This is a genomic window from [Bacillus] caldolyticus (genome assembly GCF_003595605.1).
Classification (GTDB): domain Bacteria; phylum Bacillota; class Bacilli; order Bacillales; family Anoxybacillaceae; genus Geobacillus; species Geobacillus thermoleovorans.
Map to the genome: position 1 here is coordinate 2562651 of NZ_CP025074.1, position 12490 is coordinate 2575140.

Below are 12490 nucleotides of genomic sequence, written 5' to 3' on the forward strand. Positions count from 1 at the left end.
GGATGGCTGCACAACTCTATCTTACCATAAATCGACGCTGTCCAAACGAAAGAAATTTTTTAGGACAAAACGGCGAAAAAAGTCTTGAAATGGGAAAGAAAAACGACTAATATGATGAGTGGAGAAATTGTTAACGTTTTGTGACAGTCTCCCGACATTTTTTTGGCAAGGAACGTGAAGTATTTCACAAATTTTGCTCAATAAAAACGGGGGCCGCAGCAAAAGCTATAAGAAACGTGTGGAAAAAAATTAAAAAGGGTGGAAGTGATCCAGGTGAGAAAACCAAACGTTGTCATTTTAGGCGCTGGCTATGGCGGGTTGATGACGACCGTTCGCCTGCAAAAGCTCATCGGCGTGAACGAAGCGAACATTACGCTCGTAAACAAGCACGATTACCATTATGAGACGACATGGCTTCATGAGGCGTCGGCCGGGACGCTGCATCATGACCGTGTCCGCTATCCGATCCGCGATGTCATCGACCGGAACAAAGTGAAATTCATCCAAGATACGGTGACGAAAATCATTCCAAACGAAAAGAAAGTGCTGCTTGAAAACGGCGAGCTGACGTACGATTATCTCGTCATTGCCCTTGGGTTTGAATCAGAAACGTTCGGCATCAAAGGGTTGAAGGAATACGCATTTTCGATCGCCAATGTCGACGCCGCGCGGCAAATCCGCGAACATATCGAATACCAGTTTGCGACGTACAACGCGGAAGAGGAAAAGAAAGAGGAGCGATTGACGATCGTCGTCGGCGGGGCGGGATTTACCGGCATTGAATTTTTAGGCGAGCTCGCCAACCGGATGCCGGAGCTGTGCCGCGAGTATGACATCGACCCGCACAAAGTGCGCATTATTTGCGTGGAGGCGGCGCCAACGGCGTTGCCGGGCTTCGATCCGGAGCTCGTCGAGTACGCGGTCAGCCAGCTTGAGCGCAAAGGAGTCGAGTTTCGAATCGGCACGGCGATTAAGGAATGCACGCCGGATGGCATCATTGTCGCTAAAGGTGATGATGTCGAGGAAATTAAAGCCGGCACGGTCATTTGGGCGGCCGGCGTGCGCGGCAGCCGCGTCATCGAGGAATCTGGGTTTGAAGCGGCGCGGGCGCGCATTAAAGTGGACCCGTACTTGCGTGTCCCGGGGCATGAAGACATTTTCGTCGTCGGCGACTGTTCGCTCGTGATTGATGAAGAAACGAACCGCCCGTATCCGCCGACGGCGCAAATCGCCATGCAAGAAGGCCAGCTGTGCGCGAAAAACTTGGCGGTGCTCATCCGTGGACAAGGGGAGCTGGAGCCGTTTAAGCCGGATATTAAAGGGACGGTTTGCTCGCTCGGCCATGATGATGCCATCGGCGTCGTGTTCGGCAAAAAGCTGTGGGGCGCCAAAGCGAGCTTCATGAAAAAAGTGATTGACAACCGCGCCCTGTATTTGATCGGCGGTTCGTCGCTTGTGATGAAAAAAGGCAAATTTAAATTTTTCTAATCGATTCAAAAAGCTCCCGTGATGGCGGGAGCTTTTTGTATGGCAACGAAACAGGGATCCGCCGCTCGATTGTCGAAATACAAACGGTGCATAACGATAGGGAGAAAAGGATGAGGACGATGGACAACAAACGAGGAAACGTTTGGATTGCGGCGGCCGGACTGGTCATAAACGAGAATGGGGAATGGCTCGTTGTCAAGAAAAAATACAGCGGGCTAAAAGGCAAATGGTCGCTGCCGGCCGGGTTCGTCCAGCCGGGGGAAATGCTCGATGAGGCGGCGGTTCGGGAAGTGAAGGAAGAAACGGGGATCGACGCCGAACCGGTCGCGCTTCTTGGCTTGCGCACCGGCGTCATCGCTGGGGAGATCAGCGACAATATGGCGATTTTTCTGTTGCGCCCGCTCTCGCGCGACATCGTCGTGCAGACGGATGAGCTGTATGCCGCCGCGTTTTTAAGCAAAACGGCGCTTCAGAATGATCCGAACACATCAGGCTTGCTTCGCTATTTGTTGGCGCTCGAGCCGCTTGATTCCCTTTCTCTGCATGACGGACTCAATCCCGGCGATCCGTTCGGCTACACGAAATACCGCCTTTACTTTGAATCATCAAAATTGAAAGAATAGTCAAGAAAATAAAAGCGATCGAAAGATGTATCCGCTTACACGAACGAAAATGGGGGAGAATCGCTGTTTGTTTTTACAGAAAATTTTGATATATTAACAAGAAAAGAAACGGAGGGGAACATCGATGACAAAAACATTGACAATGAACGACTGCCCGTACTGCGAGGGGCATGGATACGTTCAGCTGCTTTTGGGCGGATCGGAAACGTGCTACAGTTGCCAAGGAACGGGAAGCGATCACGAAGAGGATGACGATCATTGACGTTCGTCTGAAGACATGAAACATCGTTTGGAACCAATCAGGCGATCATGAAGAAGAGAACGAACATTGACGGTCATCCGCCCGATCCAGTACACTGAAAACGGGTGTACGGGAGGTGAAGGGCGGATGCAAATGAGTTTGCCGGTTGTTTTGATTTCGATGGTTTTATTTTTTGTGTTGTTTTTTGGCATTGGGTTTTTGGTGAATATGTTGCTGCGCATGACATGGATTACAGCGGTCTGCTTTCCGTTGATTGCGGTTTTCATTATTGATGATGTGCCGTTGACGCGCTATTTCACCGCACCGTCCGAGGCGTTCGCCGCGCTCGGCCGGAAAATCACTTCGCTGGCGGCGGCGGATCTGTTGATTTTGTCAAGCGGATTTGCCGGCGCTCTTTGCGCCGGATGGGCGATCCGCACGCTGCGGGCGAAAGGGTATCAAATGTTTTAGAGCGTCTCTGCCTTGGGCAGGGGCGTTTTTTTTGTGAACAGCGCTGATGAGCGCCCGAGCGGATCACAACGTCGGTTCGTGTATGTTTTTGGCAAAACGCACAAGCTTTGCGCTCGGGTTTCACAATGAGGTTGTTCATGGACGGTTTTTTCGTTTTTTGTCTCATTCGCAATGAATATTTCGATTTTGGATGGAGATAAATAGAGGTGTGAGAGGAGTTGAGAGCATTGAATGGGTTTAGGCAGTTCGTGCGCCGAACCGCGATGACGCTGCTGTTTTTGGCGGCGCTCTTTGCGACATTCGAGTCCGTTTCCGGGGTTGACGCGAAGACGGTTCTCCATCCCTTTCCGAGCGCTTTATCGATGGATCATCAGCCCGTTTGGGGAATGAAAGAGCTCGCGAAAAACGGGGGCCGCTCCGTTTTGCGGCTTGAGGATCATTTTGACTGGTCAAAATATCCTTCCGTTGAAGTGGTCGCCACCGGCTATACAGCCGGCATTGAATCGACCGGGAAAACGCCCGATCACCCTGAGTATGGCATCACGTACTCCGGCGTCCGCGTTAAGCGCGACCTTTATTCGACGATTGCTGCCGATTTATCGATCTTTCCGATCGGCACGATTTTGTTCATCCCCGGATACGGGTTCGGCGTCGTCGCCGACAAAGGCGGGGCGATCAAAGGCCATCGTCTTGATTTATATTACGAAACCGTGGAAGATGTCTATAAATATTGGGGAAAAAGGAAAGTGCAAGTTTACATTATCCAAAAAGGGGACGGCACGCTGTCGGAAGAGGAGTTGAAGCGGCTGAACGAAGATGAAACGATGCAAGTGTTCCGGCAGCAATATTTGGAATCGAAAAGTTAAAGGAGGGCTCCCGCCCGTCAGCCGCCAAGGAGCGGATCGCTGTCGTCAGCGGGAGGAAACAGCGCCGGATGCAAAAGCGGCGCCAATTTTTTTAATCCGACCAAGAGGCGCGGAGACGGACGGCAATAGAGCGCTTCTTCCAAAACATAGATGTTTCCGGTGCGGACTGCTTCGATCTGTTCGGCGTTCGGACGAGTTGTGACCGCTTTTCGGTTCATTTTTTTTGTCTGCACGCCGACCCAAACGAGCAAGATGTGCGACGGATTGCGGGCGAGAACGTCGTCCCATTCCGTTTGAACGCTCGCTTGCGGGATGTCGGAGAAAATGTTGCGCCCGCCGGCGAGCTCACTTAGTTCGCTCAGCCAGTTGGCGCCGCCCGGTGTGAAGATCGGCCGCGGCCACCATTCCCAATAAAGGCGGGCCGGTTCAGCCGATGCGGCCCGCTCGCGATGCCAATCAAGCACGTCATGATAGCGGCGGACAAGTTCGGCCGCTTTTTTCGTTTCACCAAGCGCCTCGCCAAGCCGAAGAAGGTCGTTGGCAATGTCATCGAGCGAATTCGGCGCCAGCACGAGATGCGGGAGCCCGCGCCGTTTGAGCTCCTCGACGTTGCGCTCCATGCCGGGCACGCTTAGGGATGCGACGACGAGATCCGGTTTGAGCGCCTCGACTTGATCCATATCAATGCGCAGATCCGGCCCGACTTTCGGCAGCTGCTTCACTTCCGGCGGCCAGTCGGACGAATCGTCGACGGCGGCGACATCGTCAAGGCGGCCGAGATAGGCGAGCAGTTCGGTGTTGCTTGGACAAAGGGAAACGATTCTCATCAGCGTCGGTCCTTTCTAAATCGTCGTGATGATTACGGATTCGCCTTGCCCTGCGTGATTTCCTGTCCGTTTCAGCTGATTTTTTTGCATGAACGCAAGGAGAGAAAAGTTAGATAGTCGAAAGAATCGCTTTGCTTCGCTATAATGAAGGTGGGAATGAATCAACATGGAAAGGGATGAGACGATGTTTACGGTAAAACCTTTGCCGTCGGTGGAGGAACGGGATGAAGCGCTTGTCGTCGGTTTGTTTGAAGGGGCGAATTCATGGAGCGGCCTTGCCGGCGAATACGATGCCCGTCTTGGCGGACGGCTGTCGGAACTGCAGAAAGAAGGCGATATTTCCGCGAAGCGGGGGCGCATCGCCACCGTTCATCCATTTTTGCCGATGGGGGCGAAGCGGCTGTATTTCGTCGGTCTCGGCAAAAAAGAAGAGTTGACGTTTGAGCGGCTGCGCGAGGTGTTCGGCAAGCTGTTTCGCGCGTTGAAGCAGGCGAAGCGGACGAAAGCGGCGGTCGCGCTGGACACGTTTACGACCGAGGCCGTCGATGGAAACGAAGCGGCGCACGCCTTGGCGGAAGCCTATCACTTGGCGACGTATGAATTCCCTGGGTATAAGCAGAAAAAGTCACAACCGGACTACCAGCTCGAATCGCTCATCGTCTACACGGCGGCCGAAGCGGCAGAAATTGAAGCGAGCTTGTTTGTCGGTTCGGTATACGGGAAGGCGACGAATTCGGCGCGCACGCTTGTCAATACGCCGGGGAATTTGCTGACGGCGTCGGATTTGGCTGATTATGCCGTGAAGCTCGCGAACCGATACGATTTTGACTATGAAGTTTTGGAGAAAGAAGACATGGAGCGGCTCGGCATGGGAGCGCTTTTGGCCGTCAATCAAGGCTCGAAACAGCCGCCCAAACTGATCGTCTTAAAATACCAAGGAAAAGACGAGTGGGAAGACGTGATCGCTCTCGTCGGCAAAGGGGTGACGTTCGATACGGGCGGCTATTGTTTGAAGCCGCGCGACAGCATGGTCGACATGAAAACCGATATGGCCGGCGCGGCGGCGGTGCTCGGGGCGATGGAAGCGATCGGCGAACTGCGGCCGGAACAAAACGTGCTCGCCGTCATTCCGGCGACCGACAATATGATCAGCGGCGAGGCGTTCAAGCCGGACGATGTCATTACGTCGCTGTCCGGAAAAACGATTGAAGTGAAAAACACGGGTGCGGAAGGACGGCTCATTTTGGCCGATGCGGTGACCTATGCGAAACAGCACGGCGCCAGCTATATCATCGATGTCGCTACGTTGACGGGCGGAGTGATCGTCGCCTTGGGCACGGACAAAACGGGCGCGATGACGAACAATGAGGAGCTGTTTGAGCAATTGCTTGAAGCGTCGATGGAAACCGGGGAGTTCATTTGGCGGCTGCCCATTACAGAAAACGACCGCGAGCGGGTGCGAAGCAGCAAAATCGCCGACTTGAACAATTCTCCGGGGCGGGAAGGACACGCCATTATGGGCGGGGCGTTCATCGGCGAATTTGCGGAAGATACGCCGTGGGTGCATTTGGATATCGCCGGCACGGCCGCCACAAAGAAAGACGGCGACCTCGGTCCGGCTGGGGCGACAGGCGTGATGGTGCGCACGCTCACCGCGTTTGTCGAGCGGTTTGAATAAAACGAACGCCGGCAGGCTGATCGACAGGCGCTGCCTTGGCGCAGAGGCGCCCAGTGTGAGGGCGGGGTATGCCGGCAGCGAACGAGCCGAAGCGGACGTGCATAGCTTCGGCTTTTGTTTGGCACGCTACTATAGTACATAGCAGGAAAAGCGAACAGAATGTAAATGTAGTGTAAATTTCGTGTAAAGTTTTTTGTTGTCTTATTGTAAATGCTGTGTAAATTGTTACAATAAGTAGCGGTGATTTTGATTTCGCAAATGGAGGGTGTCCGATATGATTTTTTCACCGAAAAAAGACGTTTTCTTCGACATGTTGTTTACGATTTCGGAAAATGTGAAGGAAGCGGCGCAATATTTTGTCGAGTATAAAATTCAAAGCGTAAGCGACTTGAAAGAATTTGCCCGCGTCATGAAAGAGTACGAACGAAAGGGCGATTCATTCATCCATGAACTGGTCGTCCAATTGAACAAAACGTTCATTACGCCGATCGAGCGGGAAGACATCCACCAGTTGGCGATGAAAATGGACGATGTGCTTGACGGATTTGAGCAATGTTCAGCGCGGTTTGAAATGTTTTCGTTCACGGACATCGATGAACATATGGTGAAGTTTTTTGACTATATTTATCAAAGCACGATTGAAATTGTTCACGCCCTCGAACTGCTTGCGAACAAAAAATTGCTCGATATGCGCCAACATGCCATTAAAATCAAGGACTATGAAACGAAGTGCGACGAAATTTTGCGCGCGTCGATCAAAAACTTGTTTGTGACGCAAAAAGACCCGATTAAAATCATTCAATACAAAGAGCTTTACGAAATGTTGGAAGAGATTGCCGACAGTTGTGAAGATGTCGCCAATACGTTAGAGACGATTATCATGCGCAACGCATAAAAAGGGGACGCTGTGTTTATGGATACGATCCTGATTTTAACGATCTGCATCGTCATTTTCGCATTGGCGTTTGACTTTATCAACGGCTTTCACGATACGGCCAACGCCATTGCCACATCGGTGTCGACAAGGGCGCTCACGCCGCGTCAAGCCATTATTTTGGCTGCGACGATGAACTTTATCGGCGCGCTCACCTTTACCGGCGTCGCGAAAACGATTACGAAAGACATTGTCGACCCGTTTGCCCTAGAAAATGGGCCACTCATTATTTTAGCGGCGTTGACATCAGCCATTGCCTGGAATTTGATCACGTGGTATTACGGCATTCCGAGCAGCTCTTCGCACGCGATCATCGGTTCGGTCGCCGGAGCGGCGATTTCCGCGGCTGGGGTTGGGATTTTGAATTACGGCGGGTTTTTGAAAATTTTACAATCGCTGATTCTTTCCCCGTTTTTGGCGTTAGGGGTCGGCTTTATCATTATGAGCATTTTTCGTTTTATCTTTAAAAACGCCAACTTATACAGCACGACGAGGGGCTTTCGGATGTTTCAAATTGTGACCGCGGCGTTTCAGGCGTATACGCACGGAACAAACGACGCTCAAAAAGCGATGGGGATCATTACGATGGCGTTAATCGCCGGAGGATACCACGCGACGACCGACATTCCTGAATGGGTGCGCATTTCTGCCGCCTTGGCCATGGGATTGGGAACGGCTGTTGGTGGGTGGAAGATCATTAAAACGGTCGGTGGAAAAATTATGAAAATTCGTCCGATCAACGGAGCGGCGGCTGATTTGTCGTCCGCACTCGTCATTCTTTCAGCGACGATGTTCCACTTGCCAGTCAGCACGACGCACGTCATTTCCTCGGCCATCATGGGGGTCGGCGCCGCCCAACGGGTGAAAGGCGTCAAATGGGGCGTCGCTCGCCGCATTGTGCTGACATGGATCATCACCTTGCCAGTGTCAGCGTTGATTGCTGGGTTTGTGTACCAGGTTCTCCGTTTATTTTTCTAACGAATGAAAGAGGGTGTCCCAACAGATCGGGACACCCTTTCTTATTGTTTTTCCTATGTTGTGTTTTGTTTAAGGAAAATTTCCCTTTTGGGTCAGACTCTTTTCGTGTTTAGGCCGCCGAACGGTCCGCGGCGGAGGAGCGTCCGATCGCCCGGCAAATCCTTGGGGCGATCAAGCCGGCGACGATCGACAACAAAATGTCTTTCGGCAGCGGGGCAAGCATCCAGCCCCACACCATGCCGTACGAAAGCCCTTCCGGCGCTTCCGCCCATAGTTTGTACGCCATGTGTAAATTATCATTTTATTTCAGCACAAAACGCCCATTTTTTTGCACATTCTTTCAGAAAGCCCTCTCCCCTTTTCTGAAGGAATGTGCTAAATTTTTTGTGAATTGTTTCGGACAAAGATTTCCATTCGTTTCAATGAGGGGGAGGAAGTGTGATCCAGTTTCACGACTTTGGCATTGACATTCAAACGTATACGGATCGTGGGAAAGGGAACGATTTTCCCGACGTGAACCAATGCCCCCACTGTTCATCCCGCCGCCCCTTGCATCGTCACGGATACTACCAACGCTATGCGTTGACGGCAGAGGGGGAGTATCACCTTTGGATCGCACGATATCGCTGTCAAGAGTGTCGCAAAACCGTGAGTGTGCTGCCTTCTTTCCTCCTCCCGTATGTTCAATATACACGATCGGTTATTTGGCAAGCGGTCAAAGCATGGTTCGAAACGCCAAGGCAAGGAGCGAAGACCAAACAGGTTGTTTTTCCCACCAAGGAGGTCATCTTATTTTATGTCCGACGATTTTTACGGAATCTCTCCCGCTTGCATTACGCGGCGGCGAGAAGGTGGGGGATCATCGGCCCTGTAGGGAACACAAGAACGGAACGGGCGGTCTGGTGGATGCAGACCTTGGAGGGACGGGGGGTGGGCTCGATCATCCAAGACCTGTGGACAAACGAGAGGTGGCATCCGTTTGCGGATCAAATGGTTTCCTAATATTCCTCCTAACAACAAAAATGGATATGATTGGTGTTCCCACAAACCCTTCCTCTCGACGAATCTCGAGCCGTTTCGTAAGATAGGAGGCAGAGGGACCGAGACGGTCCAACATCACAGGGAGACAGGGAGGAGATCCGGATGGATGAATCAATGAGACACGACATCGCGCTGTTTCGGTACGGGCTGATCGCTCCGTTGGTGAATGGCCAGGTGGAGCCCAAGGCGTATTTGAATGAGGTGGGCGGGCGAGTGCATTCGATTCCTCATCAAGGGGACAAACCCATTGCGGCGAAGACGATTCTGGATTGGTGCGCCCGATACAAAAAAGGGGGCTTTGACGCCTTGAAGCCGAAGCGCCGTTCGGACCGCGGCCGCTCCAGACGTCTGTCCCCCGATGATGAGGATCATATTCTAGCATTGAGAAAGGAACATCCCACCATGCCCGTGACCCTATTCTACGAACAACTCACCAAGCAGGGGGACATTCCCACCACCCTTTCATACTTTACTATATACCGATTGTTGAAAAAACACAACCTGGTGGGAAAAGAAATCTTGCCGATGCCGGAGCGAAAGCGTTTTGCGTATGACCAGATCAATGAGCTATGGCAAGGGGACTTATCCCATGGACCCACAATTCGAGTCCATGGGAAAGCCCAGAAAACGTTTTTGATCGCGTATATTGATGACTGCTCGCGGTTGGTGCCGTATGCCCAATTTTTCCCTTCGGAGAAATTTGACGGGCTGCGGATCGTCACAAAGGAAGCGGTGCTTCGTTGCGGGAAGCCAAAACGCATTTACTCGGACAACGGGAAAATTTATCGGTCCGAGGTGCTGCAGTATGCGTGCGCCGAGATGGGGATTACACTCATCCACACTCAGCCGTATGACCCGCAAAGCAAGGGAAAAATCGAACGGTTCTTCCGCACCGTACAGACACGGTTTTATCCACTGTTGGAGCTGAATCCACCGAAATCGCTTGATGAGTTGAACGAGCGTTTTTGGAAGTGGCTTGAAGAAGAGTATCATCGAAAGCCTCACGCCTCGCTGGAAGGGAAAACACCGCATGAGGTGTTTCAGTCCCAAGTGGAACGAGTGGTGTGGATCGAAGACATCGATTGGCTGGATGCGATTTTTCTGAAACGGGAGCACCGCAAGGTGAAAGCCGATGGCACGATCACCTTGAATAAACAGCTATACGAAGTGCCGCCTCGGTTCATTGGGCAATCGATTGAGCTCCGCTATGACGAACGAGGCGTCTATGTGTACGAAGATGGCAAACGGGTGGCGGAAGCCATTCGGGTGCGTTTGGAGGACAATGCCTATGTGAAGCGTCACCGGTCGCCGTTTGCGGCGGTTTCGGCGAAGGAGGGCGAACAGGATGTATAAAACGTTTTATTCCCTCTCGCGGGAGCCGTTTGCGAAAGAAACAGATCCGTCCGAGGCGTATCAAGGGGCGGCGTTTCAAGAAGCGCTGCGGGCGCTGGAGTACGTGAAACGAACGCGGGGAATCGGGCTGTTGATTGGGGAGCCGGGGGCGGGCAAGACGTTCGCCCTTCGGGCGTGGAAGGAATCGTTGTCCCCTTCGTTGTATCATGTGGTCTACTTCCCGTTATCGACCGGAGGCGTGATGGATTTTTACCGTGGACTGGCCTTGGGATTAGGAGAGGAACCGAAGTACCGCAAGGTAGACCTCTTCCGCCAAATCCAGCAGGCGATCGAGCGATTGCATCATGAACGACGGATCACGCCGGTGTTCATTTTGGACGAGATGCATTTAGCAAAGGATGCATTTTTACAGGACATCGCCATCTTGTTCAACTTTGAGATGGATTCGACCAACCCATTTGTCTTGATGTTGGCCGGGCTGCCCCATTTACAGGGGAAGCTGCGGCTCAATCAGCACCGCCCTCTCGATCAGCGGATCATCATGCGATGCCGGATGGGGCCGCTGGAGAAGGAAGAGGTGGCGGGCTACATCGAGCATCGGATGAAACAGGCCGGGGCGAAGCATCCGATCTTCACCCCATCGGCGTTAGAGGCGATTGCCCTGCAATCACGTGGTTGGCCTCGTGTCATCAACACGTTGGCCACGACGTGCCTGTTATACGGGTATCAGCTGAAAAAGGACGCCATTGACGAAGAAGTGGTGCGCATGGCCGCAGAGGAAATGGGGTATTAGCACGAAAGGGGCCGAATCGGCCTCTTTTGTGCTTTCTCTTTTCCATCGGTCCATCAGGCGCGCTGGAAATCTTCATCTGAAAGAGCGTGCAAACGTTCCGAAAGAATGTGCAAAATCCGGAACAATCCGCAAAAATTTTGCACATTATTTCCGAATCCGCCTGAAATAATTTGAAAAAGGGATTCTGAAATAATGTGCTAATTTACACCATGTACATCCAGTTCGTGCCGATGACATAGTTGATGACCATGCCAACGAGTGCGGCGGTGACGAAACGGGCCTTGGACGCCGGCTGCGGGCCGCGGTTGATGACCCATCCGGTCGCATAAGCGGCAACGATAAACGAAAGAATGAAGCCAAATGTCGGTTGGAAAATCATCGACAGTCCGCCGTTGAATTTGGCAAACACCGGCACGCCGGCGAGGCCGACGAGCATGTACACAATCATCGCCACCGCACCGAGCCGCCGCCCGAGCACCGCTCCGGCCAAGACGCAGAAAAACGTCTGCAGCGTAATGGGAACACCGCCGACGACAAGAAACGGCGCCCACGACGTAATGTTCGCCCCGATCGCCATCAAGGCGACGAACATGGCGGCGAGCGTCATGTCAATCGGTCGAAGTGAAGTCCGTCCTTCCATATGTAAACCCCCTTTTTTTGTCCGTTAACAAAATCGTACCGAACAACCGCTAGGCTGTCAATCCTCTTTTTTTCGGCGGATGATAAAGCGGCTTGGGGGGATGATAAGAAAAACGACTCCTCGAGCGCTTCATGCGGACAACGCGGCGAGGAGCGTGAAAGGAGGTCTTGTCAATGGATCGGTTCGTGCCGGATGAGGAACTGAAGCGGGCGAGCAAAATGGGGGCGAACGAAGACATCATCCATACAAGCAAACACGACGACGGCTACGATTTGCGCACCCCGGCGGAAATCGGGGCTCGGCAGCCGACGGATGAAAACGGCAATGCGTAAAAGAAGGGGCGCGGATGGATGGGAAAGAAAAACGTCTTGGACCGCTCCGCGCCTCGAAAAAGCCGGGGGATCGAGCGAAAAAAGATGGCCGCCTCCCAATCGTGTTCCCTTAGAGTGGTCTTGTCGTTCTAATAAAATGCTGCCGGCTCGGATGCCGTGCTCGTTTTTCAATGGTTTTTTCGGCATGAAAAGAATAGAAGAAAATGAATTTATTGATTTTTATGA

The 12490-nt window shown here is 52.5% G+C and carries 13 protein-coding genes and 2 pseudogenes; 12 read left to right on the forward strand and 3 right to left on the reverse strand.

Going from position 1 to position 12490, the window contains the following annotated elements; translation table 11 throughout:
- Positions 1-264 precede the first annotated feature (264 nt).
- From CWI35_RS13260 to CWI35_RS13275, 5 genes are all read left to right on the forward strand, one after another.
- Positions 265-1488: an NAD(P)/FAD-dependent oxidoreductase gene (locus CWI35_RS13260; RefSeq protein ID WP_033006735.1), complete on the forward strand. Its 1224-nt coding sequence runs from the start codon at positions 265-267 to the stop codon at positions 1486-1488.
- 119 nt (positions 1489-1607) lie between these two features.
- A complete protein-coding gene (locus CWI35_RS13265) occupies positions 1608-2111 on the forward strand; it encodes an NUDIX domain-containing protein (RefSeq protein WP_011232422.1) in 504 nt (167 codons plus the stop codon).
- A 124-nt stretch (positions 2112-2235) separates the two neighbouring features.
- On the forward strand, positions 2236-2373 hold the full coding sequence (locus tag CWI35_RS18310) for a YuiA family protein (protein ID WP_011232421.1): 138 nt from the start codon (positions 2236-2238) through the stop codon (positions 2371-2373).
- Between the two features lie 126 nt (positions 2374-2499).
- Entirely contained in the window at positions 2500-2823 is a 324-nt protein-coding gene (locus CWI35_RS13270) for a YuiB family protein (RefSeq protein WP_014196657.1), read from the forward strand.
- 227 nt (positions 2824-3050) lie between these two features.
- The gene (locus CWI35_RS13275; RefSeq protein ID WP_011232419.1) at positions 3051-3689 is read left to right on the forward strand and encodes a 3D domain-containing protein; all 639 of its coding nucleotides are present in this window, start codon (positions 3051-3053) and stop codon (positions 3687-3689) included.
- Positions 3690-3706: 17 nt separating this feature from the next.
- Here CWI35_RS13275 and CWI35_RS13280 read toward each other — a convergent pair whose 3' ends face one another.
- A complete protein-coding gene (locus CWI35_RS13280; RefSeq protein WP_011232418.1) occupies positions 3707-4516 on the reverse strand; it encodes a cobalamin-binding protein in 810 nt (269 codons plus the stop codon).
- A 184-nt stretch (positions 4517-4700) separates the two neighbouring features.
- Between CWI35_RS13280 and CWI35_RS13285 the strand changes: the two genes are divergently transcribed.
- The 3 genes from CWI35_RS13285 (at position 4701) to CWI35_RS13295 (ending at position 8106) form a co-directional block, all read left to right on the forward strand.
- On the forward strand, positions 4701-6194 hold the full coding sequence (locus CWI35_RS13285; RefSeq protein WP_119878015.1) for a leucyl aminopeptidase: 1494 nt from the start codon (positions 4701-4703) through the stop codon (positions 6192-6194).
- A gap of 274 nt (positions 6195-6468) precedes the next feature.
- The gene (locus tag CWI35_RS13290) at positions 6469-7089 is read left to right on the forward strand and encodes a DUF47 domain-containing protein (protein ID WP_011232416.1); all 621 of its coding nucleotides are present in this window, start codon (positions 6469-6471) and stop codon (positions 7087-7089) included.
- An 18-nt stretch (positions 7090-7107) separates the two neighbouring features.
- Complete coding sequence (locus tag CWI35_RS13295; RefSeq protein WP_011232415.1) at positions 7108-8106, forward strand: inorganic phosphate transporter; 999 nt, start codon at positions 7108-7110, stop codon at positions 8104-8106.
- A 109-nt stretch (positions 8107-8215) separates the two neighbouring features.
- Here CWI35_RS13295 and CWI35_RS13300 read toward each other — a convergent pair.
- Positions 8216-8398 (reverse strand): annotated as a pseudogene (locus CWI35_RS13300) (BioY family transporter); the annotation flags it as partial.
- 146 nt (positions 8399-8544) lie between these two features.
- Here CWI35_RS13300 and CWI35_RS18615 point away from each other — a divergent pair.
- From CWI35_RS18615 to CWI35_RS13315, 3 genes are all read left to right on the forward strand, one after another.
- The gene (locus CWI35_RS18615) at positions 8545-9108 is read left to right on the forward strand and encodes a DUF6431 domain-containing protein (protein ID WP_119877839.1); all 564 of its coding nucleotides are present in this window, start codon (positions 8545-8547) and stop codon (positions 9106-9108) included.
- Positions 9109-9249: 141 nt separating this feature from the next.
- Positions 9250-10500, forward strand: coding sequence for an IS481 family transposase (locus CWI35_RS13310; RefSeq protein ID WP_042382153.1), 1251 nt, complete (start codon positions 9250-9252; stop codon positions 10498-10500).
- Entirely contained in the window at positions 10493-11293 is an 801-nt protein-coding gene (locus CWI35_RS13315) for an ExeA family protein (RefSeq protein WP_119877840.1), read from the forward strand. Before CWI35_RS13310 ends, CWI35_RS13315 begins: the two co-directional genes overlap by 8 nt.
- A gap of 208 nt (positions 11294-11501) precedes the next feature.
- Here the strand turns inward: CWI35_RS13315 and CWI35_RS13325 are convergent.
- A pseudogene (locus CWI35_RS13325) lies at positions 11502-11933 on the reverse strand (biotin transporter BioY); the annotation flags it as partial.
- A 173-nt stretch (positions 11934-12106) separates the two neighbouring features.
- On the opposite strand from CWI35_RS13325, the gene CWI35_RS18315 reads away from it, so the two are divergent.
- Entirely contained in the window at positions 12107-12265 is a 159-nt protein-coding gene (locus CWI35_RS18315; protein WP_011232413.1) for a hypothetical protein, read from the forward strand.
- The last annotated feature ends 225 nt before the right edge of the window (positions 12266-12490 follow it).

Coding starts and splice junctions, on each gene's coding strand:
- CWI35_RS18315 (WP_011232413.1), top strand. CDS start 12,107: ATGGATCGGTTCGTGCCGGATGAGGAACTGAAGCGGGCGAGCAAAATG.
- CWI35_RS13265 (WP_011232422.1), top strand. CDS start 1,608: ATGGACAACAAACGAGGAAACGTTTGGATTGCGGCGGCCGGACTGGTC.
- CWI35_RS18310 (WP_011232421.1), top strand. CDS start 2,236: ATGACAAAAACATTGACAATGAACGACTGCCCGTACTGCGAGGGGCAT.
- CWI35_RS13290 (WP_011232416.1), top strand. CDS start 6,469: ATGATTTTTTCACCGAAAAAAGACGTTTTCTTCGACATGTTGTTTACG.
- CWI35_RS13295 (WP_011232415.1), top strand. CDS start 7,108: ATGGATACGATCCTGATTTTAACGATCTGCATCGTCATTTTCGCATTG.
- CWI35_RS13315 (WP_119877840.1), top strand. CDS start 10,493: ATGTATAAAACGTTTTATTCCCTCTCGCGGGAGCCGTTTGCGAAAGAA.
- CWI35_RS13280 (WP_011232418.1), bottom strand. CDS start 4,516: ATGAGAATCGTTTCCCTTTGTCCAAGCAACACCGAACTGCTCGCCTAT.
- CWI35_RS13285 (WP_119878015.1), top strand. CDS start 4,701: ATGTTTACGGTAAAACCTTTGCCGTCGGTGGAGGAACGGGATGAAGCG.
- CWI35_RS13310 (WP_042382153.1), top strand. CDS start 9,250: ATGGATGAATCAATGAGACACGACATCGCGCTGTTTCGGTACGGGCTG.
- CWI35_RS13270 (WP_014196657.1), top strand. CDS start 2,500: ATGCAAATGAGTTTGCCGGTTGTTTTGATTTCGATGGTTTTATTTTTT.